Origin of the sequence: Endozoicomonas euniceicola (assembly GCF_025562755.1) — a bacterium.
GTDB classification, from domain to species: domain Bacteria; phylum Pseudomonadota; class Gammaproteobacteria; order Pseudomonadales; family Endozoicomonadaceae; genus Endozoicomonas_A; species Endozoicomonas_A euniceicola.
Window position 1 is genome coordinate 1,882,815 of the sequence record NZ_CP103300.1, and the last position, 25,971, is coordinate 1,908,785.

A 25,971-nucleotide genomic window follows, 5' to 3' on the forward strand; every position below is an offset into this window, starting at 1 on the left:
AGGCGCCTGACAACCAGCACTTTTTGAGAAATTACCCTTGGCGACTCGACCTCCAAGGCTATGGGTTCACCGAATATTTACTGAGATGATCGAGGTTGCTGAATCACACTCTGTTTTTTCAACAAAATAGCCCAAACCCAACTTAAATTATCTCTATTCAGATGCCTGTAAGGCACTTCTATGACATCGAGGCCTACCTTTTTGTATGTCTCAACCTTCAGGATCGTCTTTCCTGTTTTTGATAATGACTCCTGGTCCGTAAAATGATGCGGCCCCTGAATTTCAATACCTAATCGATAGGGATTACCTATAAAAAAATCAAGCGGAGGTAAATTTTCAAAAGACTGTTCCTCTGAGAACTCTATATTGGGAAATTCATTAGTCAATTTGGTTTTAAAGTCATTCTGCAATTGGGAGGGACGAGTTTCGTATTTCGGATTAAAAAATGGTTCTTGCTCAAGCCATATCCCGGCTATTGTTAACAGTGGTTCCAATTGCTCATCATTTTTTTGTTGTGCCAAAGTTTGATACCAGGATTTCACCAGCAATATTAACTGGTTATTAATTGAAACCTTTCTGGCCATAAATACCATAAAACTCCAAAGCAGCTGAGCTTGTGATAATACTGAATATTGTTTATCAAAAGAGACGCTATTTAATACGCCCTCAATTGTTTGAGGCTCAATAAATTCTCCCAAAAAAGCTATTGACCACAGCAGGTTAGCGACTTCCAGAGGATTAAACCCGGCCTGAGGGCTCGCTCCCTCTGCCATCTGTACCACCTGCGGCAACAATGCCGTCACCGCCCTGTGAATCTGCTGCATTTCGAGTCCGTTCTCCACCAGTTTCGCCAGCGCCCACAGCAGGTTGGAGACCCCTTGAGAAGTGAACCCGGCCTGAGAGCTCGTTCCCTCTGCCATCTGTACCATCTGCGGCAACAGTGCCGCCACCGCCCTGTGAGCCTGCTGCATTTTGAGTCCGTCCTCCATCAGTTTCGCCAGTGCCCACAGCAGGTTGGCGACTTCCTGAGGATTAAACTCGGCCTGGGGGCTCGCTCCTTCTGCCACCTGTACCACCTGCGGCAACAGTGCCGTCACCGCCCTGTGAGCCTGCTGCATTTCGAGCCCGTTCTCCATCAGTTTCGCCAGCGCCCACAGCAGGTTGGCGACTTCCTGAGGATTAAACCCAGCCCGGAGGTTCCTTCCCTCTGCTATCTGTACCACCTGCGGCAACAGTGCCGTCACCGCCCTGTGAGCCTGCTGCATTCCGAGTCCGTTCTCCATCAGTTTCGCCAGCGCCCACAGCAGGTTGGAGATCCCTTGAGAAGTGAACCCGGCATGAGAGCTCGTTCCCTCTGCTATCTGTGCCACCCGCGACAACAGCGCCGTCACCGCCCTGTTGGCCCGCTGCATTTCGAGTCCGTTCTCCACAAATTTCGCCAGCGCCCACAGCAGGTTGGCGACTTCCTGAGGATTAAACCCGGCCTCGGGGCTCTTTTTCTCTACCACCTCCACCACTTGTAGCAACAGTGCCGTCATCGCCTTGTGAGCCTGTTGCATTTCGAGTCCGTTCTCCACCAGTTTCGCCAGCGCCCACAGCAGGTTGGTGACCCCTTGAGAATTGAACCCGGCCTCGGGGCTCATTTCCTCTACTACCTCCCTGCTGCTCTGCTCTACCACCTGCACCACCAGTGGCAAAAGCGCCGTCACCGCACTGTTGGCCTGTCGCATCCTGAGTCCGTTCTCCACCAGTTTCCCCAGCGCCCACACCACGTTGGAGACCCCTTGAGAGCTGAACCCGGCCTCGGGGCTCGTTCCTTCTGCCATCTGCACCACCAGCGGCAACAGTTCCGTCACCGCACTGTTGACCTGTTGCATTTCGAGTCCGTTCTCCACCAGTTTCCCCAGCGCCCACAGCAGGTTGGAGATCCCTTGAGAAGTGAACCCGGCATGAGAGCTCGTTCCCTCTGCTATCTGTGCCACCCGCGACAACAGCGCCGTCACCGCCCTGTTGGCCCGCTGCATTTCGAGTCCGTTCTCCACCAGTTTCGCCAGCACCCATAGCAGGTTGGAGACCGCTTGAGAACTGAACCCGGCCTCGGGGCTCTTTTTCTCTGCCACCTCCACCACTTGTGGCAACAGTGCCGTCATCGCCTTGTGAGCCTGTTGCATTTCGAGTCCGTTCTCCACCAGTTTCGCCAGCGCCCACAGCAGGTTGGTGACCCCTTGAGAATTGAACCCGGCCTCGGGGCTCATTTCCTCTACTACCTCCCTGCTGCTCTGCTCTACCACCTGCACCACCATTGGCAAAAGCGCCGTCACCGCACTGCTGGCCTGTCGCATCCTGAGTCCGCTCTCCACCAGTTTCGCCAGCGCCCACAGCAGGTTGGAGACCCCTTGAGAGCTGAACCCGGCCTCGGGGCTCGTTCCTTCTGCCATCTGCACCACCAGCGGCAACAGTGCCGTCACCGCACTGTTGACCTGTTGCATTTCGAGTCCCTTCTCCACTAGTTTCCCCAGCGCCCACAGCACGTTGGAGACCCCTTGAGAGCTGAACCTGTCCCGGGGGCTCGTTTCCTCTGCCGCCTGCGGCAACTGCGCCCTGCTGGCCTGCTCTGTTACCTGCACCTCTGAGCTGTTTTTTTCGTGCTTTTTCTTTGACTGCTCCGCCACCTCCACCACCTGCGGCAACAGTGCCGTCATCGCACTGTGGGTCTGTTGTATTTCGAGCCCCTTCTCCACCAGTTTCGCCAGCGCCCACACCAGGCTGGAGAGCCCTTGACTATCAAGGTCCCTGACTTGAGCCACTCGAATCAGCAAAGCTTTAGTTAAGGCGTTAATCTCCCCTGCTAAACCCCTATCGCTTACGAATGGGTAGAGCAACTGGCTTGACGTCAAGCTGTGTACACAGATGCTGACGTGCTTGCCACTAAACCGACTGGAAGAAATAACCTCTGCTAAATGAGTGACAAAAGGTTGTAATTGTTTTTTCTCTTCCAGTGTCAGGGAAAAACCTCGCTTCTTGGTGGCTAACTTGATCCGGTTGCAAAAGTAGCTATGATCTTTACCGTTGTATTTTTTCTTAAACCTTTTTACTGCCGCTTCCAGATCGCCTGTTTTAAACTCCTTCACCAGGCTCGCTATTGTTTCAGCTGCCCTGGTGTCCGGAGCCTTCTCTGGCATCTTCCTTGTCCCGGTGGCTCCCGCTCTTGGTTGAGGCTTGACATAAGCGACAGGCCTTTGACCTGGTTTACTGCCTGATCTTTTTCTGTCTGGGTTGCCCCCTCTTCCTCCGGCAGCCAGTTGTATCTTTCCTCTCCTGCCTGCTCTCCCACGGCCACTGCCTTGTCGTCCTGCTGGCTTGCTCTTTCTCGTATAGAGCCATATATGCCAGCCACCGCCCGCCGGAAGCGGGGGGTCGAAAACCTCCGGGTAGAATCGGTGCATCAGGCTTTCAAATAACCCGGACAGCATCAGCCAGTACTCTTGCTGGCTGATGCTGTAGCGATTGCCCTGAGAATCATACCAGTAGTAAATAACCTGCCCCTGCTGATCAGTGGTTTGATAGAACCACCCGGGAAGCACACGGGCGCGTCGAACCAGCCTCAGGAAATTATCCGGTACTCTGGCCTGAGAGAAGTCAAGGGTGATTTTCTGCGAATGACTCTCCCAGCCCAGACAGAGTTCATCGTCACAGGGCAATGGATACAGGCTGGCGCCTGCCTTCGTGAAAGGAAGGTCACAGGGAACGGGGAAAAACAGGGGAGCTGGCTCCCCGTCAACCACTTCAGGGTCATGGCTTGCAACCAGGCCACAGGCATCGGCTGGCAGGGAGCGACAATTGTAAGGCAGTGGATTAATTGTGTGGGTGGCAGGCTCAAGGCAGAGCAGGGTTTCAACCGAACCGGCCTCAGGGGTCGGCATGGCCGACACCATTTCAGGGTGGGCCTTCTGACCGGTGAAGCGACTATCTCCAAACCCGAAATAGCCTGCAAACGGCCAATCGACCTGCCCGGAAGCAGACCCCCTATGACCCGCCATCATCCAGGTCATAATAGCCAGGGAACTGACCTCAGGCTTGTCGAAATTACCAATACCCAGAGCCTGCGGGACAGGCAGGTAAGGTTCAAACAAAGGATCATGTCCGTGGCATAATGGCAACAGCAACAGGAAAGCCAGAAAAAAAAAGAGTCTGGTCATGCTGGTAAATCTCTCTTCAATAAACTCAGGACTGCTTGGCGAGGGAGTGTTCCCTTTCTGTGACGATTCTGGTTCTTTTTGCGACCAGTCAAGTGGCTGCTTAAGCCAGGCGTTCTGTTGCTGGAGTTGAGCAAGATACTCCAGAACTTTTTGGCCTGGATAGCCATGCTGAGCATTGGTCACCGAGGAGGGGAAATTCATGGCATGGAAGGATAGTCAACAGGCGCCTGATAACCAGCACTTTTTGAGAAATTACCCTTGGGCGACTCGACCTCCAAGGCTATGGGTTCACCGAATATTTACTGAGATGATCGAGGTTGCTGAATCACACTCTGTTTTTTCAACAAAATAGCCCAAACCCAACTTAAATTATCTCTATTCAGATGCCTGTAAGGCACTTCTATGACATCGAGGCCTACCTTTTTGTATGTCTCAACCTTCAGGATCGTCTTTCCTGTTTTTGATAATGACTCCTGATCCGTAAAATGATGTGGCCCCTGAATTTCAATACCTAATCGATAGGGATTACCTATAAAAAAATCAAGCGGAGGTAAATTTTCAAAAGCCTGTTCCTCTGAGAACTCTATATTGGGAAATTTATTAGTCAATTTGGTTTTAAAGTCATTCTGCAATTGGGAGGGACGAGTTTTGTATTTCGGATTAAAAAATGGTTCTTGCTCAAGCCATATCCCGGCTATTGTTAACAGTGATTCCAATTGCTCATCATTTTTTTGTTGTGCCAAAGTTTGATACCAGGATTTCACCAGCAATATTAACTGGTTATTAATTGAAACCTTTCTGGCCATAAATACCATAAAACTCCAAAGCAGCTGAGCTTGTGGTAATACTGAATATTGTTTATCAAAAGAGAAGCTATTTAATACGCCCTCAATTGTTTGAGGCTCAATAAATTCTCCCAGGAAAGCTATTGACCAAAGTATGCTGACTATATCCTGAGAGTTAAACTTGACTTGGGGGCTCGTTCCCTCTGCCATCTGTACCACCTGCGACAACAATGCCGTCACCGCCCTGTGAATCTGATGCATTTCGAGTCCGTTCTCCACCAGTTTTGCCAGCGCCCACAGCAGGTTGGCGACCCCTTGAGAACTGAACTCAGCCTGGGGGCTCGCTCCTTCTGCCACCTGCACCACCTGCGGCAACAGTGCCGTCACCGCCCTGTGAGCCTGCTGCATTTCGAGCCCGTTCTCCACCAGTTTCGCCAGCGCCCACAGCAGGTTGGCGACTTCCTGAGCATTAAACCCGGCCTGGGGGCTCGCTCCTTCTGCCACCTGTACTACCTGCGGCAACAGTGCCGTCACCGCCCTGTGAGCCTGCTGCATTTCGAGCCCGTTCTCCATCAGTTTCGCCAGCGCCCACAGCAGGTTGGCGACTTCCTGAGGATTAAACCCGGCCCGGAGGTTCCTTCCCTCTGCTATCTGTACCACCTGCGTCAACAATGCCGTCACCGCCCTGTGAGCCTGCTGCATTCCGAGCCCGTTCTCCATCAGTTTCGCCAGCGCCCACAGCAGGTTGGAGACCGCTTGAGAACTGAACCCGGCCTCGAGGCTCTTTTTCTCTGCCACCTCCACCACTTGTGGCAACAGTGCCGTCATCGCCTTGTGAGCCTGTTGCATTTCGAGTCCGTTCTCCACCAGTTTCGCCAGCGCCCACAGCAGGTTGGCGACCCCCTGAGAACGGAACCCGGCCCGGAGGCTCGTTCCCTCTGACATCTGTACCACCTGCGTCAACAGTGCCGTCACCGCTCTGTTGGTCTGCGGCATTTCGAGTCCTCTCTCCACCAGTTTCGCCAGCGCCCACAGCAGGTTGGCGACTTCCTGAGCATTAAACCCAGCCCGAAGGTTCATTCCCCCTGCCACCTGTACCACCTGCGGCAACAGTGCCGTCACCGCCCTGTGAGCCTGCTGCATTTCGAGTCCGTTCTCCACCAGTTTCGCCAGCGCCCACAGCAGGTTGGCAACTTCCTGAGGATTAAACCCGGCCCGGAGGTTCCTTCCCTCTGCTATCTGTACCACCTGCGTCAACAGTGCCGTCACCGCCCTGTGAGCCTGCTGCATTTCGAGCCCGTTCCCCACCAATTTCGTCAGCGCCCACAGCAGGTTGGTGACTTCCTGAGGACTAAACCCGGCCCGGGGGCTCGCTCCCTCTGCCATCTGCACCACCTGCGGCAACAGTTCCGTCACCGCCCTGTGAGCCTGCTGCATTTCGAGTCCGTTCTCCATCAGTTTCGCCAGCGCCCACAGCAGGTTGGCGACTTCTTGAGGATTAAACCCGGCCCGGGGGCTCGTTCTCGTTCCTTCTGCCATCTGCACCACCAGCGGCAACAGCGCCGTCACCGCACTTTTAGCCTGTTGCATTTCGAGTCCGTTCTCCACCAGTTTCGCCAGCGCCCACATCAGGTTGGAGACCCCTTGAGAATTGAACCCGGCCTCGGGGCTCGTTTCCTCTACTACCTCCCTGCTGCTCTGCTCTACCACCTGTACCACCAGTGGCAACAGCGCCGTCACCGCACTGTTGGCTTGTCGCATCCTGAGTCCGTTCTCCACCAGTTTCCCCAGCGCCCACAGCACGTTGGAGACCCCTTGAGAGCTGAACCCGTCCCGGGGACTCGTTTCCTCTGCTATCTGTGCCACCCGCAACAACATTGCCGTCACCGCCCTGTGAGCCTGCTGTATTTCGAGTCCGTTCTCCATGAGTTTCGTCAGCGCCCACAGCAGGCTGGCAACGTGTTGTGGAATAAACCCATCTTGGCAACTCGCTCCCTCTGCCACCTGCACCACCTGCGGCAACAGCGCCGTCACCGCACTGTTGGCCTGTCGCATCCTGAGTCCGCTCTCCACCAGTTTCGCCAGCGCCCACAGCAGGTTGGAGACCCCTTGAGAGCTGAACCCGGCCTCGGGGCTCGTTCCTTCTGCCATCTGCACCACCAGCGGCAACAGTTCCGTCACCGCACTGTTGACCTGTTGCATTTCGAGTCCCTTCTCCACTAGTTTCCCCAGCGCCCACAGCACGTTGGAGACCCCTTGAGAGCTGAACCTGTCCCGTGGGCTCGTTTCCTCTGCCGCCTGCGGCAACTGCGCCCTGCTGGCCTGCTCTGTTACCTGCACCTCTGAGCTGTTTTTTTCGTGCTTTTTCTTTGACTGCTCCGCCACCTCCACCACCTGCGGCAACAGTGCCGTCACCGCACTGTGGGTCTGTTGTATTTCGAGCCCCTTCTCCACCAGTTTCGCCAGCGCCCACACCAGGCTCGAGAGCCCTTGACTATCAAGGTCCCTGACTTGAGCCACTCGAATCAGCAAAGCTTTAGTTAAGGTGTCAATCTCCCCTGCTAAACCCCTATCGCTTACGAATGGGTAGAGCAACTGGCTTGACGTCAAGCTGTGTACACAGGTACTGACGCTCTTGCCACTAAACTGACTGGATAAAATAACCTCTGCTAAATGAGTGACAAAAGGTTGTAATTGTTTTTTCTCTTCCAGTGTCAGGGAAAAACCTCGCTTCTTGGTGGCTAACTTGATCCGGTTGCAAAAGTAGCTATGATCTTTACCGTTGTATTTTTTCTTAAACCTTTTTGCTGCCGCTTCCAGATCGCCTGTTTTAAACTCCTTCACCAGACTCGCTATTGTTTCAGCTGCCCTGGTGTCCGGAGCCTTCTCTGGCATCTTCCTTGTCCCGGTGGCTCCCGCTCTTGGTTGAGGCTTGACATAAGCGACAGGCCTTTGACCTGGTTTACTGTCTGGTCTTTTTCTGTCTGGGTTGCCCCCTCTTCCTCCGGCAGCCAGTTGTATCTTTCCTCTCCCTCCTGCTCTCCCACGGCCACTGCCTTGTCGTCCTGCTGGCTTGCTCTTTCTCGTATAGAGCCATATATGCCAGCCACCGCCCGCCGGAAGCGGGGGGTCGAAAACCTCCGGGTAGAATCGGTGCATCAGGCTTTCAAATAACCCGGACAGCATCAGCCGGTACTCTTGCTGGCTGATGCTGTGGCGATTGCCCTGCGAATCATACCAGTAGTAAATAACCTGCCCCTGCTGATCAGTGGTTTGATAGAACCACCCGGGAAGCACACCGGCGCGTCGAACCAGCCTCAGGAAATTATCCGGTACTCTGGCCTGAGAGAAGTCAAGGGTGATTTTCTGCGAATGACTCTCCCAGCCCAGACAGAGTTCATCGTCACAGGGCAATGGATACAGGCTGGCGCCTGCCTTCGTGAAAGGAAGGTCACAGGGAACGGGGAAAAACAGGGGAGCAGACTCCCCGTCAACCACTTCGGGGTCATGGCTTACAACCAGGCCACAGGCATCGGCTGGCAGGGAGCGACAATTGTAAGGCAGTGGATTAATTGTGTGGATGGCAGGCTCAAGGCAGAGCAGGGTTTCAACCGAACCGGCCTCAGGGGTCGGCATGGCCGACACCATTTCAGGGTGGGCCTTCTGACCGGTGAGGCGACTATCTCCAAACCCGAAATAGCCCGCAAACGGCCAATCGACCTGCCCGGAAGCAGACCCGCTATGACCCGCCATCATCCAGGTCACAATAGCCAGGGAACTGACCTCAGGCTTGTCGAAATTACCAATACCCAGAGCCTGCGAGACAGGCAGGTAAGGTTCAAACAAAGGATCATGTCCGCGGCATAATGGCAACAGCAACAGGAAAGCCAGAAAAAAAAAGAGCCTGGTCATGCTGGTAAATCTCTCTTCAATAAACTCAGGGCTGTTTGGCGAGGGAGTGTTCCCTTTCTGTGACGATTCTGGTTCTTTTTGCGACCAGTCAAGTGGCTGCTTAAGCCAGGTGTTCTGTTGCTGGAGTTGAGCAAGATACTCCAGAACTTTTTGGCCTGAATAGCCATGCTGGGCATTGGTCACCGGGGAGGGGAAATTCATGGCATGGAAGGATAGTCAACAGGCGCCTGACAACCAGCACTTTTTGAGAAATTACCCTTGGCAACTCGACCTCCAAGGCTATGGGTTCACCGAATATTTACTGAGATGATCGAGGTTGCTGAATCACACTCTGTTTTTTCAACAAAATAGCCCAAACCCAACTTAAATTATCTCTATTCAGATGCCTGTAAGGAACTTCTATGACATCGAGGCCTACCTTTTTGTATGTCTCAACCTTCAGGATCGTCTTTCCTGTTTTTGATAATGACTCCTGATCCGTAAAATGATGTGGCCCCTGAATTTCAATACCTAATCGATAGGGATTACCTATAAAAAAATCAAGCGGAGGTAAATTTTCAAAAGCCTGTTCCTCTGAGAACTCTATATTGGGAAATTTATTAGTCAATTTGGTTTTAAAGTCATTCTGCAATTGGGAGGGACGAGTTTTGTATTTCGGATTAAAAAATGGTTCTTGCTCAAGCCATATCCCGGCTATTGTTAACAGTGATTCCAATTGCTCATCATTTTTTTGTTGTGCCAAAGTTTGATACCAGGATTTCACCAGCAATATTAACTGGTTATTAATTGAAACCTTTCTGGCCATAAATACCATAAAACTCCAAAGCAGCTGAGCTTGTGGTAATACTGAATATTGTTTATCAAAAGAGACGCTATTTAATACGCCCTCAATTGTTTGAGGCTCAATAAATTCTCCCAGGAAAGCTATTGACCAAAGTATGCTGGCTATATCCTGAGAGTTAAACTTGACTTGGGGGCTCGTTCCCTCTGCCATCTGTACCACCTGCGACAACAATGCCGTCACCGCCCTGTGAATCTGATGCATTTCGAGTCCGTTCTCCACCAGTTTTGCCAGCGCCCACAGCAGGTTGGCGACCCCTTGAGAACTGAACTCAGCCTGGGGGCTCGCTCCTTCTGCCACCTGCACCACCTGCGGCAACAGTGCCGTCACCGCCCTGTGAGCCTGCTGCATTTCGAGCCCGTTCTCCATCAGTTTCGCCAGCGCCCACAGCAGGTTGGCGACTTCCTGAGGATTAAACCCGGCCCGAAGGCTCGTTCCCTCTGCCACCTGTACCACCTGCGGTAACAGTGCCGTCACCGCCCTGTGAGCCTGCTGCATTTCGAGCCCGTTCTCCATCAGTTTCGCCAGCGCCCACAGCAGGTTGGCGACCCCCTGAGAACAGAACCCGGCCCGGAGGCTCGTTCCCTCTGCCACCTGTACCACCTGCGGTAACAGTGCCGTCACCGCCCTGTGAGCCTGCTGCATTCCGAGCCCGTTCTCCATCAGTTTCGCCAGCGCCCACAGCAGGTTGGAGACCGCTTGAGAACTGAACCCGGCCTCGAGGCTCTTTTTCTCTGCCACCTCCACCACTTGTGGCAACAGTGCCGTCATCGCCTTGTGAGCCTGTTGCATTTCGAGTCCGTTCTCCACCAGTTTCGTCAGCGCCCACAGCAGGTTGGCGACCCCCTGAGAACGGAACCCGGCCCGGAGGCTCGTTCCCTCTGACATCTGTACCACCTGCGTCAACAGTGCCGTCACCGCTCTGTTGGTCTGCGGCATTTCGAGTCCTCTCTCCACCAGTTTCGCCAGCGCCCACAGCAGGTTGGCGACTTCCTGAGCATTAAACCCAGCCCGAAGGTTCATTCCCCCTGCCACCTGTACCACCTGCGGCAACAGTGCCGTCACCGCCCTGTGAGCCTGCTGCATTTCGAGTCCGTTCTCCACCAGTTTCGCCAGCGCCCACATCAGGTTGGAGACCCCTTGAGAATTGAACCCGGCCTCGGGGCTCGTTTCCTCTACTACCTCCCTGCTGCTCTGCTCTACCACCTGTACCACCAGTGGCAACAGCGCCGTCACCGCACTGTTGGCTTGTCGCATCCTGAGTCCGTTCTCCACCAGTTTCCCCAGCGCCCACAGCACGTTGGAGACCCCTTGAGAGCTGAACCCGTCCCGGGGACTCGTTTCCTCTGCTATCTGTGCCACCCGCAACAACATTGCCGTCACCGCCCTGTGAGCCTGCTGTATTTCGAGTCCGTTCTCCATGAGTTTCGTCAGCGCCCACAGCAGGCTGGCAACGTGTTGTGGAATAAACCCATCTTGGCAACTCGCTCCCTCTGCCACCTGCACCACCTGCGGCAACAGCGCCGTCACCGCACTGTTGGCCTGTCGCATCCTGAGTCCGCTCTCCACCAGTTTCGCCAGCGCCCACAGCAGGTTGGAGACCCCTTGAGAGCTGAACCCGGCCTCGGGGCTCGTTCCTTCTGCCATCTGCACCACCAGCGGCAACAGTTCCGTCACCGCACTGTTGACCTGTTGCATTTCGAGTCCCTTCTCCACTAGTTTCCCCAGCGCCCACAGCACGTTGGAGACCCCTTGAGAGCTGAACCTGTCCCGTGGGCTCGTTTCCTCTGCCGCCTGCGGCAACTGCGCCCTGCTGGCCTGCTCTGTTACCTGCACCTCTGAGCTGTTTTTTTCGTGCTTTTTCTTTGACTGCTCCGCCACCTCCACCACCTGCGGCAACAGTGCCGTCATCGCACTGTGGGTCTGTTGTATTTCGAGCCCCTTCTCCACCAGTTTCGCCAGCGCCCACACCAGGCTGGAGAGCCCTTGACTATCAAGGTCCCTGACTTGAGCCACTCGAATCAGCAAAGCTTTAGTTAAGGCGTTAATCTCCCCTGCTAAACCCCTATCGCTTACGAATGGGTAGAGCAACTGGCTTGACGTCAAGCTGTGTACACAGGTACTGACGTGCTTGCCACTAAACTGACTGGATAAAATAACCTCTGTTAAATGAGTGACAAAAGGTTGTAATTGTTTTTTCTCTTCCAGTGTCAGGGAAAAACCTCGTTTTCTGGTGGCTAACTTGATCCGGTGGCAAAAGTAGCTATGATCTCTACCGTTGTATTTTTTCTTAAACCTTTTTGCTGCCGCTTCCAGATCGCCTGTTTTAAACTCCTTCACCAGGCTCGCTATTGTTTCAGCTGCCCTGGTGTCCGGAGCCTTCTCTGGCATCTTCCTTGTCCCGGTGGCTCCCGCTCTTGGTTGAGGCTTGACATAAGCGACAGGCCTTTGACCTGGTTTACTGCCTGATCTTTTTCTGTCTGGGTTGCCCCCTCTTCCTCCGGCAGCCAGTTGTATCTTTCCTCTCCTGCCTGCTCTCCCACGGCCACTGCCTTGTCGTCCTGCTGGCTTGCTCTTTCTCGTATAGAGCCATATATGCCAGCCACCGCCCGCCGGAAGCGGGGGGTCGAAAACCTCCGGGTAGAATCGGTGCATCAGGCTTTCAAATAACCCGGACAGCATCAGCCAGTACTCTTGCTGGCTGATGCTGTAGCGATTGCCCTGAGAATCATACCAGTAGTAAATAACCTGCCCCTGCTGATCAGTGGTTTGATAGAACCACCCGGGAAGCACACCGGTGCGTCGAACCAGCCTCAGGAAGTTATCCGGTACTCTGGCCTGAGGGAAGTCAAGGGTGATTTTCTGCGAATGACTCTCCCAACCCAGACAGAGTTCATCGTCACAGGGCAATGGATACAGGCTGGCGCCTGCCTTCGTGAAAGGAAGGTCACAGGGAACGGGGAAAAACAGGGGAGCTGGCTCCCCGTCAACCACTTCGGGGTCATGGCTTACAACCAGGCCACAGGCATCGACTGGCAGGGAGCGACAATTGTAAGGCAGTGGATTGATTGTGTGGATGGCAGGCTCAAGGCAGAGCAGGGTTTCAACCGAACCGGCCTCAGGGGTCGGCATGGCCGACACCATTTCAGGGTGGGCCTTCTGACCGGTGAAGTGACTATCTCCAAACCCGAAATAGCCCGCAAACGGCCAATCGACCTGCCCGGAAGCAGACCCCCTATGACCCGCCATCATCCAGGTCATAATAGCCAGGGAACTGACCTCAGGCTTGTCGAAATTACCAATACCCAGAGCCTGCGAGACAGGCAGGTAAGGTTCAAACAAGGGATCATGTCCGTGGCATAATGGCAACAGCAACAGGAAAGCCAGAAAAAAAAAGAGCCTGGTCATGCTGGTAAATCTCTCTTCAATAAATTCAGGGCTGCTTGGCGAGGGAGTGTTCCCTTTCTGTGACGATTCTGGTTCTTTTTGCGACCAGTCAAGTGGCTGCTTAAGCCAGGCGTTCCGTTGCTGGAGTTGAGCAAGATACTCCAGAACTTTTTGGCCTGGATAGCCATGTTGGGCATTGGTCACCGGGGAGGGGAAATTCATGGCATGGAAGGATAGTCAACAGGCGCCTGACAACCAGCACTTTTTGAAAAATTACCCTTGGGCGACTCGACCTCCAAGGCTATGGGTTCACCGAATATTTACTGAGATGATCGAGGTTGCTGAATCACACTCTGTTTTTTCAACAAAATAGCCCAAACCCAACTTAAATTATCTCTATTCAGATGCCTGTAAGGCACTTCTATGACATCGAGGCCTACCTTTTTGTATGTCTCAACCTTCAGGATCGTCTTTCCTGTTTTTGATAATGACTCCTGGTCCGTAAAATGATGTGGCCCCTGAATTTCAATACCTAATCGATAGGGATTACCTATAAAAAAATCAAGCGGAGGTAAATTTTCAAAAGCCTGTTCCTCTGAGAACTCTATATTGGGAAATTCATTAGTCAATTTGGTTTTAAAGTCATTCTGCAATTGGGAGGGACGAGTTTTGTATTTCGGATTAAAAAATGGTTCTTGCTCAAGCCATATCCCGGCTATTGTTAACAGTGATTCCAATTGCTCATCATTTTTTTGTTGTGCCAAAGTTTGATACCAGGATTTCACCAGCAATATTAACTGGTTATTAATTGAAACCTTTCTGGCCATAAATACCATAAAACTCCAAAGCAGCTGAGCTTGTGGTAATACTGAATATTGTTTATCAGAAGAGAAGCTATTTAATACGCCCTCAATTGTTTGAGGCTCAATAAATTCTCCCAGGGAAGCTATTGACCAAAGTATGTTGGCTATATCCTGAGAGTTAAACTTGACTTGGGGGCTCGTTCCCTCTGCCATCTGTACCACCTGCGACAACAATGCCGTCACCGCCCTGTGAATCTGATGCATTTCGAGTCCGTTCTCCACCAGTTTCGCCAGCGCCCACAGCAGGTTGGCGACCCCTTGAGAACTGAACTCAGCCTGGGGGCTCGCTCCTTCTGCCACCTGCACCACCTGCGGCAACAGTGCCGTCACCGCCCTGTGAGCCTGCTGCATTTCGAGCCCGTTCTCCACCAGTTTCGCCAGCACCCACAGCTGGTTGGCGACTTCCTGAGGATTAAACCCGGCCTGGGGGCTCGCTCCTTCTGCCACCTGTACCACCTGCGGCAACAGTGCCGTCACCACCCTGTGGGCCTGCTGCATTCCGAGTCCGTTCTCCACCAGTTTCGCCAGCGCCCACAGCAGGTTGGCGACCCCTTGAGAACTGAACTCAGCCTGGGGGCTCGCTCCCTCTGCCACCTGTACCACCTGCGGCAACAGTGCCGTCACCGCCCTGTGAGCCTGCTGCATTTCGAGCCCGTTCCCCACCAGTTTCGCCAGCGCCCACAGCAGGTTGGCGACTGTCTGAGGATTAAACCCGGCTTGGAGGCTCGCTCCCTCTGCCATCTGCACCACCAGCGGCAACAGCGCCGTCACCGCACTTTGGGCCTGCTGCATCTCAAGTCCGTTCTCCACCAGTTTCGCCAGCGCCCACAGCAGGCTGGCAACGTGTTGTGGAACAAACCCGGTCCGGAGGCTCGTTCCCTCTGACATCAGTACCACCTGCGGCAACAGTGCCGTCACCGCCCTTTGGGCCTGCTGCATTTCGAGTCCGTTCTCCACCAGTTTCGCCAGCGCCCACAGCAGGTTGGAGACCCCTTGAGAAGTGAACCCGGCCTGAGAGCTCGTTCCCTCTGCCACCTGTACCACCTGCGGTAACAGTGCCGTCACCGCCCTGTGAGCCTGCTGCATTTCGAGCCCGTTCTCCATCAGTTTCGCCAGCGCCCACAGCAGGTTGGCGACTTCCTGAGGATTAAACCCAGCCCGGAGGTTCCTTCCCTCTGCTATCTGTACCACCTGCGGCAACAGTGCCGTCACCGCCCTGTGAGCCTGCTGCATTCCGAGCCCGTTCTCCATCAGTTTCGCCAGCGCCCACAGCAGGTTGGAGATCCCTTGAGAAGTGAACCCGGCATGAGAGCTCGTTCCCTCTGCTATCTGTGCCACCCGCGACAACAGCGCCGTCACCGCCCTGTTGGCCCGCTGCATTTCGAGTCCGTTCTCCACCAGTTTCGCCAGCACCCATAGCAGGTTGGAGACCGCTTGAGAACTGAACCCGGCCTCGGGGCTCTTTTTCTCTGCCACCTCCACCACTTGCGGCAACAGTGCCCTCATCGCCTTGTGAGCCTGTTGCATTTCGAGTCCGTTCTCCACCAGTTTCGCCAGCGCCCACAGCAGGTTGGTGACCCCTTGAGAATTGAACCCGGCCTCGGGGCTCATTTCCTCTACTACCTCCCTGCTGCTCTGCTCTACCACCTGCACCACCAGTGGCAAAAGCGCCGTCACCGCACTGTTGGCCTGTCGCATCCTGAGTCCGTTCTCCACCAGTTTCGCCAGCGCCCACAGCAGGTTGGAGACCCCTTGAGAGCTGAACCCGGCCTCGGGGCTCGTTCCTTCTGCCATCTGCACCACCAGCGGCAACAGTGCCGTCACCGCACTGTTGACCTGTTGCATTTCGAGTCCCTTCTCCACTAGTTTCCCCAGCGCCCACAGCACGTTGGAGACCCCTTGAGAGCTGAACCTGTCCCGTGGGCTCGTTTCCTCTGCCGCCTGCGGCAACTGCGCCCTGCTGGCCTGCTCTGTTACCTGCACCACCTGCGGCAACAGTGCCGTCACCGCACTGTGGGTCTGTTGTATTTCGAGCCCCTTCTCCACCAGTTTCGCCAGCGCCCACACCAGGCTGGAGAGCCCTTGACTATCAAGGTCCCTGACTTGAGCCACTCGAATCAGCAAAGCTTTAGTTAAGGTGTCAATCTCCCCTGCTAAACCCCTATCGCTTACGAATGGGTAGAGCAACTGGCTTGACGTCAAGCTGTGTACACAGATGCTGACGTGCTTGCCACTAAACCGACTGGAAGAAATAACCTCTGCTAAATGAGTGACAAAAGGTTGTAATTGTTTTTTCTCTTCCAGTGTCAGGGAAAAACCTCGCTTCTTGGTGGCTAACTTGATCCGGTTGCAAAAGTAGCTATGATCTTTACCGTTGTATTTTTTCTTAAACCTTTTTGCTGCCGCTTCCAGATCGCCTGTTTTAAACTCCTTCACTAGGCTCGCTATTGTTTCAGCTGCCCTGGTGTCCGGAGCCTTCTCTGGCATCTTCCTTGTCCCGGTGGCTCCCGCTCTTGGTTGAGGCTTGACATAAGCGACAGGCCTTTGACCTGGTTTACTGTCTGGTCTTTTTCTGTCTGGGTTGCCCCCTCTTCCTCCGGCAGCCAGTTGTATCTTTCCTCTCCCTCCTGCTCTTCCATCTGCTCTCCCACGGCCACTGCCTTGTCGTCCTGCTGGCTTGCTCTTTCTCGTATAGAGCCATATATGCCAGCCACCGCCCGCCGGAAGCGGGGGGTCGAAAACCTCCGGGTAGAATCGGTGCATCAGGCTTTCAAATAACCGGGACAGCATCAGCCAGTACTCTTGCTGGCTGATGCTGTGGCGATTGCCCTGCGAATCATACCAGTAGTAAATAACCTGCCCCTGCTGATCAGTGGTTTGATAGAACCACCCGGGAAGCACACCGGCGCGTCGAACCAGCCTCAGGAAGTTATCCGGTACTCTGGCCTGAGAGAAGTCAAGGGTGATTTTCTGCGAATGACTCTCCCAACCCAGACAGAGTTCATCGTCACAGGGCAATGGATACAGGCTGGCGCCTGCCTTCGTGAAAGGAAGGTCACAGGGAACGGGGAAAAACAGGGGAGCTGGCTCCCCGTCAACCACTTCAGGGTCATGGCTTGCAACCAGGCCACAGGCATCGGCTGGCAGGGAGCGACAATTGTAAGGCAGTGGATTAATTGTGTGGGTGGCAGGCTCAAGGCAGAGCAGGGTTTCAGCCGAACCGGCCTCAGGGGTCGGCATGGCCGACACCATTTCAGGGTGGGCCTTCTGACCGGTGAGGCGACTATCTCCAAACCCGAAATAGCCCGCAAGCGGCCAATCGACCTGCCCGGAAGCAGACCCCCTATGACCCGCCATCATCCAGGTCATAATAGCCAGGGAACTGACCTCAGGTTTGTCGAAATTACCAATACCCAGAGCCTGCGGGACAGGCAGGTAAGGTTCGAACAAGGGATCATGTCCGTGGCATAATGGCAACAGCAACAGGAAAGCCAGAAAAAAAAAGAGCCTGGTCATGCTGGTAAATCTCTCTTCAATAAACTCAGGACTGCTTGGCGAGGGAGTGTTCCCTTTCTGTGACGATTCTGGTTCTTTTTGCGACCAGTCAAGTGGCTGCTTAAGCCAGGCGTTCTGTTGCTGGAGTTGAGCAAGATACTCCAGAACTTTTTGGCCTGGATAGCCATGCTGGGCATTGGTCACCGAGGAGGGGAAATTCATGGCATGGAAGGATAGTCAACAGGCGCCTGACAACCAGCACTTTTTGAGAAATTACCCTTGGGCGACTCGACCTCCAAGGCTATGGGTTCACCGAATATTTACTGAGATGATCGAGGTTGCTGAATCACACTCTGTTTTTTCAACAAAATAGCCCAAACCCAACTTAAATTATCTCTATTCAGATGCCTGTAAGGCACTTCTATGACATCGAGGCCTACCTTTTTGTATGTCTCAACCTTCAGGATCGTCTTTCCTGTTTTTGATAATGACTCCTGGTCCGTAAAATGATGTGGCCCCTGAATTTCAATACCTAATCGATAGGGATTACCTATAAAAAAATCAAGCGGAGGTAAATTTTCAAAAGACTGTTCCTCTGAGAACTCTATATTGGGAAATTTATTAGTCAATTTGGTTTTAAAGTCATTCTGTAATTGGGAGGAACAAGTTTCGTATTTTGGATTAAAAAATGGTTCTTGCTCAAGCCATATCCTGGCTATTGTTAACAGTGATTCCAATTGCTCATCATTTTTTTGTTGTGCCAAAGTTTGATACCAGGATTTCACCAGCAATATTAACTGGTTATTAATTGAAACCTTTCTGGCCATAAATACCATAAAACTCCAAAGCAGCTGAGCTTGTGGTAATACTGAATATTGTTTATCAAAAGAGACGCTATTTAATACGCCCTCAATTGTTTGAGGCTCAATAAATTCTCCCAGGAAAGCTATTGACCAAAGTATGCTGGCTATATCCTGAGAGTTAAACTTGACTTGGGGGCTCGTTCCCTCTGCCATCTGTACCACCTGCAACAACAGTGCCGTCACCGCCCTGTTGGCCTGCTGCATTTCGAGTCCGTTCTCCACCAGTTTCGCCAGCGCCCACAGCAGGTTGGCGACTTCCTGAGCATTAAACCCAGCCCGGAGGTTCATTCCCCCTGCCACCTGTACCACCTGCGGCAACAGTGCCGTCACCGCCCTGTGAGCCTGCTGCATTTCGAGCCCGTTCTCCATCAGTTTCGCCAGCGCCCACAGCAGGTTGGCGACTTCCTGAGGATTAAACCCGGCCCGGAGGTTCCTTCCCTCTGCTATCTGTACCACCTGCGTCAACAGTGCCCTCACCGCCCTGTGAGCCTGCTGCATGCCGAGCCCGTTCTCCATCAGTTTCGCCAGCGCCCACAGCAGGTTGGAGATCCCTTGAGAAGTGAACCCGGCATGAGAGCTCGTTCCCTCTGCCATCTGTACCACCTGCGTCAACAGTGCCGTCACCGCCCTGTTGGTCTGCGGCATTTCGAGTCCGTTCTCCATCAGTTTCGCCACCGCCCACAGCAGGCTGGCAACGTGTTGTGGAACAAAACCGGCCCGGAGGCTCGTTCCCTCTGACATTTGTACCACCTGCAACAACAGTGCCGTCACCGCCCTGTTGGCCTGCTGCATTTCGAGTCCGTTCTCCACCAGTTTCGCCAGCGCCCATAGCAGGTTGGAGACTTCCTGAGCATTAAACCCAGCCCGGAGGTTCATTCCCCCTGCCACCTGTACCACCTGCGGCAACAGTGCCGTCACCGCCCTGTGAGCCTGCTGCATTTCGAGCCCGTTCTCCATCAGTTTCGCCAGCGCCCACAGCAGGTTGGCGACTTCCTGAGGATTAAACCCGGCCTGGGGGCTCGCTCCTTCTGCCATCTGCACCAACAGCGGCAACAGCTCCGTCACCGCACTGTTGGCCTGTTGCATTTCGAGTCCCTTCTCCACCAGTTTCCCAAGCGCCCACAGCACGTTGGAGACCCCTTGAGAGCTGAACCCGTCCCGGGGACTCGTTTCCTCTGCCGCCTGCGGCAACTGCGCCCTGCTGGCCTGCTCTGTTACCTGCACCTCTGAGCTGTTTTTTTCGTGCTTTTTCTTTGACTGCTCCGCCATCTGCACCACCTGCGGCAACAGCGCCGTCACCGCACTGCGGGTCTGTTGTATTTCGAGCCCCTTCTCCACCAGTTTCGCCAGCGCCCACACCAGGCTGGAGAGCCCTTGACTATCAAGGTCCCTGACTTGAGCCACTCGAATCAGCAAAGCTTTAGTTAAGGTGTCAATCTCCCCTGCTAAACCCCTATCGCTTACGAATGGGTAGAGCAACTGGCTTGACGTCAAGCTGTGTACACAGATGCTGACGTGCTTGCCACTAAACCGACTGGAAGAAATAACCTCTGCTAAATGAGTGACAAAAGGTTGTAATTGTTTTTTCTCTTCCAGTGTCAGGGAAAAACCTCGCTTCTTGGTGGCTAACTTGATCCGGTTGCAAAAGTAGCTATGATCTTTACCGTTGTATTTTTTCTTAAACCTTTTTGCTGCCGCTTCCAGATCGCCTGTTTTAAACTCCTTCACCAGGCTCGCTATTGTTTCAGCTGCCCTGGTGTCCGGAGCCTTCTCTGGCATCTTCCTTGTCCCGGTGGCTCCCGCTCTTGGTTGAGGCTTGACATAAGCGATAGGCCTTTGACCTGGTTTACTGTCTGGTCTTTTTCTGTCTGGGTTGCCCCCTCTTCCTCCGGCAGCCAGTTGTATCTTTCCTCTCCCTCCTGCTCTCCCATCTGCTCCCCCACGGCCACTGCCTTGTCGTCCTGCTGACTTGCTCTTTCTCGTATAGAGCCATATATGCCAGCCACCGCCCGCCGGAAGCGGGGGGTCGAAAACCTCCGGGTAGAATCGGTGCATCAGGCTTTCAAATAACCCGGACAGCATCAGCCAGTACTCTTGCTGGCTGATGCTGTAGCGATTGCCCTGAGAATCATACCAGTAGTAAATAACCTGCCCCTGCTGATCAGTGGTTTGATAGAACCACCCGGGAAGCACACCGGCGCGTCGAACCAGCCTCAGGAAATTATCCGGTACTCTGGCCTGAGAGAAGTCAAGGGTGATTTTCTGCGAATGACTCTCCCAGCCCAGACAGAGTTCATCGTCACAGGGCAATGGATACAGGCTGGCGCCTGCCTTCGTGAAAGGAAGGTCACAGGGAACGGGGAAAAACAGGGGAGCTGGCTCCCCGTCAACCACTTCGGGGTCATGGCTTACAACCAGGCCACAGGCATCGGCTGGCAGGGAGCGACAATTGTAAGGCAGTGGATTGATTGTGTGGGTGGCAGGCTCAAGGCAGAGCAGGGTTTCAGCCGAACCGGCCTCAGGGGTCGGCATGGCCGACACCATTTCAGGGTGGGCCTTCTGACCGGTGAGGCGACTATCTCCAAACCCGAAATAGCCCGCAAACGGCCAATCGACCTGCCCGGAAGCCGACCCCCTATGACCCGCCATCATCCAGGTCACAATAGCCAGGGAACTGACCTCAGGCTTGTCGAAATTACCAATACCCAGAGCCTGCGAGACAGGCAGGTAAGGTTCAAACAAAGGATCATGTCCGCGGCATAATGGCAACAGCAACAGGAAAGCCAGAAAAAAAAAGAGTCTGGTCATGCTGGTAAATCTCTCTTCAATAAACTCAGGGCTGTTTGGCGAGGGAGTGTTCCCTTTCTGTGACGATTCTGGTTCTTTTTGCGACTAATCAAGTGGTTGCTTAAGCCAGGCGTTCTGTTGCTGGAGTTGAGCAAGATACTCCAGAACTTTTTGGCCTGGATAGCCAGGCTGGGCATTGGTCACCGAGGAGGGGAAATTCATGGCATGGAAGGATAGTCAACAGGCGCCTGATAACCAGCACTTTTTGAGAAATTACCCTTGGGCGACTCGACCTCCAAGGCTATGGGTTCACCGAATATTTACTGAGATGATCGAGGTTGCTGAATCACACTCTGTTTTTTCAACAAAATAGCCCAAACCCAACTTAAATTATCTCTATTCAGATGCCTGTAAGGCACTTCTATGACATCGAGGCCTACCTTTTTGTATGTCTCAACCTTCAGGATCGTCTTTCCTGTTTTTGATAATGACTCCTGGTCCGTATAATGATGTGGCCCCTGAATTTCAATACCTAATCGATAGGGATTACCTATAAAAAAATCAAGCGGAGGTAAATTTTCAAAAGACTGTTCCTCTGAGAACTCTATATTGGGAAATTTATTAGTCAATTTGGTTTTAAAGTCATTCTGTAATTGGGAGGAACAAGTTTCGTATTTTGGATTAAAAAATGGTTCTTGCTCAAGCCATATCCTGGCTATTGTTAACAGTGATTCCAATTGCTCATCATTTTTTTGTTGTGCCAAAGTTTGATACCAGGATTTCACCAGCAATATTAACTGGTTATTAATTGAAACCTTTCTGGCCATAAATACCATAAAACTCCAAAGCAGCTGAGCTTGTGGTAATACTGAATATTGTTTATCAAAAGAGACGCTATTTAATACGCCCTCAATTGTTTGAGGCTCAATAAATTCTCCCAGGAAAGCTATTGACCAAAGTATGCTGGCTATATCCTGAGAGTTAAACTTGACTTGGGGGCTCGTTCCCTCTGCCATCTGTACCACCTGCAACAACAGTGCCGTCACCGCCCTGTTGGCCTGCTGCATTTCGAGTCCGTTCTCCACCAGTTTCGCCAGCGCCCACAGCAGGTTGGCGACTTCCTGAGCATTAAACCCAGCCCGGAGGTTCATTCCCCCTGCCACCTGTACCACCTGCGGCAACAGTGCCGTCACCGCCCTGTGAGCCTGCTGCATTTCGAGCCCGTTCTCCATCAGTTTCGCCAGCGCCCACAGCAGGTTGGCGACTTCCTGAGGATTAAACCCGGCCTGGGGGCTCGCTCCTTCTGCCACCTGTACCACCTGCGGCAACAGTGCCGTCACCACCCTGTGGGCCTGCTGCATTCCGAGTCCGTTCTCCACCAGTTTCGCCAGCGCCCACAGCAGGTTGGCAACGTGTTGTGGAACAAAACCGGCCCGGAGGCTCGTTCCCTCTGACATTTGTACCACCTGCAACAACAGTGCCGTCACCGCCCTGTTGGCCTGCTGCATTTCGAGTCCGTTCACCACCAGTTTCGCCAGCGCCCACAGCAGGTTGGCGACTTCCTGAGCATTAAACCCGGCCTGGGGGCTCGCTCCTTCTGCCACCTGTACTACCTGCGGCAACAGTGCCGTCACCGCCCTGTGAGCCTGCTGTATTTCGAGCCCGTTCTCCATCAGTTTCGCCAGCGCCCACAGCAGGTTGGCGACTTCCTGAGGATTAAACCCGGCCCGGAGGTTCCTTCCCTCTGCTATCTGTACCACCTGCGTCAACAATGCCGTCACCGCCCTGTGAGCCTGCTGCATTCCGAGCCCGTTCTCCATCAGTTTCGCCAGCGCCCACAGCAGGTTGGAGACCGCTTGAGAACTGAACCCGGCCTCGAGGCTCTTTTTCTCTGCCACCTCCACCACTTGTGGCAACAGTGCCGTCATCGCCTTGTGAGCCTGTTGCATTTCGAGTCCGTTCTCCACCAGTTTTGCCAGCGCCCACAGCAGGTTGGCGACTTCCTGAGGATTAAACCCGGCCCGGAGGCTTTTTCCCTCTGCTATCTGTACCACCTGCGTCAACAGTGCCGTCACCGCCCTGTGAGCCTGCTGCATTCCGAGCCCGTTCTCCATCAGTTTCGCCAGCGCCCACAGCAGGTTGGAGATCCCTTGAGAAGTGAACCCGGCATGAGAGCTCGTTCCCTCTGCTATCTGTGCCACCTGCGACAACAGTGCCTTCATCGCCTTGTGAGCCTGTTGCATTTCGAGTCCGTTCTCCACCAGTTTCGCCAGCGCCCACAGCAGGTTAGTGACCCCTTGAGAATTGAACCCGGCCTCGGGGCTCGTTTCCTCTACTACCTCCCTGCTGCTCTGCTCTACCACCTGTACCACCAGTGGCAACAGCGCCGTCACCGCACTGTTGGCTTGTCGCATCCTGAGTCCGTTCTCCACCAGTTTCCCCAGCGCCCACAGCACGTTGGAGACCCCTTGAGAGCTGAACCCGTCCCGGGGACTCGTTTCCTCTGCTATCTGTGCCACCCGCAACAACAGTGCCGTCACCGCCCTGTGAGCCTGCTGTATTTCGAGTCCGTTCTCCATGAGTTTCGTCAGCGCCCACAGCAGGCTGGCAACGTGTTGTGGAATAAACCCATCTTGGCAACTCGCTCCCTCTGCCACCTGCACCACCTGCGGCAACAGCGCCGTCACCGCACTGTTGGCCTGTTGCATTTCGAGTCCGTTCTCCACCAGTTTCGCCAGCGCCCACAGCAGGTTGGCGACTTCCTGAGGATTAAACCCGGCCTGGGGGCTCGCTCCTTCTGCCATCTGCACCAACAGCGGCAACAGCTCCGTCACCGCACTGTTGGCCTGTTGCATTTCGAGTCCCTTCTCCACCAGTTTCCCAAGCGCCCACAGCACGTTGGAGACCCCTTGAGAGCTGAACCCGTCCCGGGGACTCGTTTCCTCTGCCGCCTGCGGCAACTGCGCCCTGCTGGCCTGCTCTGTTACCTGCACCTCTGAGCTGTTTTTTTCGTGCTTTTTCTTTGACTGCTCCGCCATCTGCACCACCTGCGGCAACAGCGCCGTCACCGCACTGCGGGTCTGTTGTATTTCGAGCCCCTTCTCCACCAGTTTCGCCAGCGCCCACACCAGGCTGGAGAGCCCTTGACTATCAAGGTCCCTGACTTGAGCCACTCGAATCAGCAAAGCTTTAGTTAAGGCGTTAATCTCCCTTGCTAAACCCCTATCGCTTACGAATGGGTAGAGCAACTGGCTTGACGTCAAGCTGTGTACACAGATGCTGACGTGCTTGCCACTAAACCGACTGGAAGAAATAACCTCTGCTAAATGAGTGACAAAAGGTTGTAATTGTTTTTTCTCTTCCAGTGTCAGGGAAAAACCTCGCTCCTTGGTGGCTAACTTGATCCGGTTGCAAAAGTAGCTATGATCTTTACCGTTGTATTTTTTCTTAAACCTTTTTGCTGCCGCTTCCAGATCGCCTGTTTTAAACTCCTTCACCAGGCTCGCTATTGTTTCAGCTGCCCTGGTGTCCGGAGCCTTCTCTGGCATCTTCCTTGTCCCGGTGGCTCCCGCTCTTGGTTGAGGCTTGACATAAGCGATAGGCCTTTGACCTGGTTTACTGTCTGGTCTTTTTCTGTCTGGGTTGCCCCCTCTTCCTCCGGCAGCCAGTTGTATCTTTCCTCTCCCTCCTGCTCTCCCATCTGCTCCCCCACGGCCACTGCCTTGTCGTCCTGCTGGCTTGCTCTTTCTCGTATAGAGCCATATATGCCAGCCACCGCCCGCCGGAAGCGGGGGGTCGAAAAACTCAGGGTAGAATCGGTGCATCAGGCTTTCAAATAACCCGGACAGCATCAGCCGGTACTCTTGCTGGCTGATGCTGTGGCGATTGCCCTGCGAATCATACCAGTAGTAAATAACCTGCCCCTGCTGATCAGTGGTTTGATAGAACCACCCGGGAAGCACACCGGCGCGTCGAACCAGCCTCAGGAAATTATCCGGTACTCTGGCCTGAGAGAAGTCAAGGGTGATTTTCTGCGAATGACTCTCCCAGCCCAGACAGAGTTCATCGTCACAGGGCAATGGATACAGGCTGGCGCCTGCCTTCGTGAAAGGAAGGTCACAGGGAACGGGGAAAAACAGGGGAGCTGGCTCCCCGTCAACCACTTCAGGGTCATGGCTTGCAACCAGGCCACAGGCATCGGCTGGCAGGGAGCGACAATTGTAAGGCAGTGGATTAATTGTGTGGGTGGCAGGCTCAAGGCAGAGCAGGGTTTCAACCGAACCGGCCTCAGGGGTCGGCATGGCCGACACCATTTCAGGGTGGGCCTTCTGACCGGTGAAGCGACTATCTCCAAACCCGAAATAGCCTGCAAACGGCCAATCGACCTGTCCGGAAGCAGCCCCCCTATGACCCGCCATCATCCAGGTCATAATAGCCAGGGAACTGACCTCAGGTTTGTCGAAATTACCAATACCCAGAGCCTGCGGGACAGGCAGGTAAGGTTCGAACAAGGGATCATGTCCGTGGCATAATGGCAACAGCAACAGGAAAGCCAGAAAAAAAAAGAGTCTGGTCATGCTGGTAAATCTCTCTTCAATAAACTCAGGACTGCTTGGCGAGGGAGTGTTCCCTTTCTGTGACGATTCTGGTTCTTTTTGCGACCAGTCAAGTGGCTGCTTAAGCCAGGCGTTCCGTTGCTGGAGTTGAGCAAGATACTCCAGAACTTTTTGGCCTGGATAGCCATGCTGGGCATTGGTCACCGGGGAGGGGAAATTCATGGCATGGAAGGATAGTCAACAGGCGCCTGACAACCAGCACTTTTTGAAAAATTACCCTTGG

At 53.9% G+C, this 25,971-nt stretch carries 6 protein-coding genes; all 6 read right to left on the bottom strand.

The genetic code is table 11. The features are described from left to right. Positions 1–77: 77 nt before the first annotated feature. The gene (locus tag NX720_RS07235; RefSeq protein WP_262600363.1) at positions 78–4,400 is read right to left on the bottom strand and encodes a DUF1601 domain-containing protein; all 4,323 of its coding nucleotides are present in this window, start codon (positions 4,398–4,400) and stop codon (positions 78–80) included. 98 nt (positions 4,401–4,498) lie between these two features. Further along, positions 4,499–9,097: a DUF1601 domain-containing protein gene (locus tag NX720_RS07240; protein WP_262600365.1), complete on the bottom strand. Its 4,599-nt coding sequence runs from the start codon at positions 9,095–9,097 to the stop codon at positions 4,499–4,501. Positions 9,098–9,194: 97 nt separating this feature from the next. Then, positions 9,195–13,346: a DUF1601 domain-containing protein gene (locus NX720_RS07245; protein WP_262600367.1), complete on the bottom strand. Its 4,152-nt coding sequence runs from the start codon at positions 13,344–13,346 to the stop codon at positions 9,195–9,197. A 98-nt stretch (positions 13,347–13,444) separates the two neighbouring features. Then, positions 13,445–17,704 (bottom strand): DUF1601 domain-containing protein, encoded by a 4,260-nt coding sequence (locus NX720_RS07250; protein WP_262600368.1) that lies wholly within the window; start codon positions 17,702–17,704, stop codon positions 13,445–13,447. A gap of 98 nt (positions 17,705–17,802) precedes the next feature. Beyond that, entirely contained in the window at positions 17,803–21,153 is a 3,351-nt protein-coding gene (locus tag NX720_RS07255) for a DUF1601 domain-containing protein (protein WP_262600369.1), read from the bottom strand. Positions 21,154–21,452: 299 nt separating this feature from the next. Continuing rightward, positions 21,453–25,910, bottom strand: a complete 4,458-nt coding sequence (locus tag NX720_RS07260) for a DUF1601 domain-containing protein (protein ID WP_262600370.1) — start codon at positions 25,908–25,910, stop codon at positions 21,453–21,455. Between the last annotated feature and the right edge of the window lie 61 nt (positions 25,911–25,971).

Bases quoted from the DNA above. Each gene is read 5' to 3' on its own strand.
- NX720_RS07260 (WP_262600370.1), bottom strand. From the start codon at position 25,910: ATGAATTTCCCCTCCCCGGTGACCAATGCCCAGCATGGCTATCCAGGC.
- NX720_RS07250 (WP_262600368.1), bottom strand. From the start codon at position 17,704: ATGAATTTCCCCTCCTCGGTGACCAATGCCCAGCATGGCTATCCAGGC.
- NX720_RS07235 (WP_262600363.1), bottom strand. From the start codon at position 4,400: ATGAATTTCCCCTCCTCGGTGACCAATGCTCAGCATGGCTATCCAGGC.
- NX720_RS07255 (WP_262600369.1), bottom strand. From the start codon at position 21,153: ATGACCAGACTCTTTTTTTTTCTGGCTTTCCTGTTGCTGTTGCCATTA.
- NX720_RS07240 (WP_262600365.1), bottom strand. From the start codon at position 9,097: ATGAATTTCCCCTCCCCGGTGACCAATGCCCAGCATGGCTATTCAGGC.
- NX720_RS07245 (WP_262600367.1), bottom strand. From the start codon at position 13,346: ATGAATTTCCCCTCCCCGGTGACCAATGCCCAACATGGCTATCCAGGC.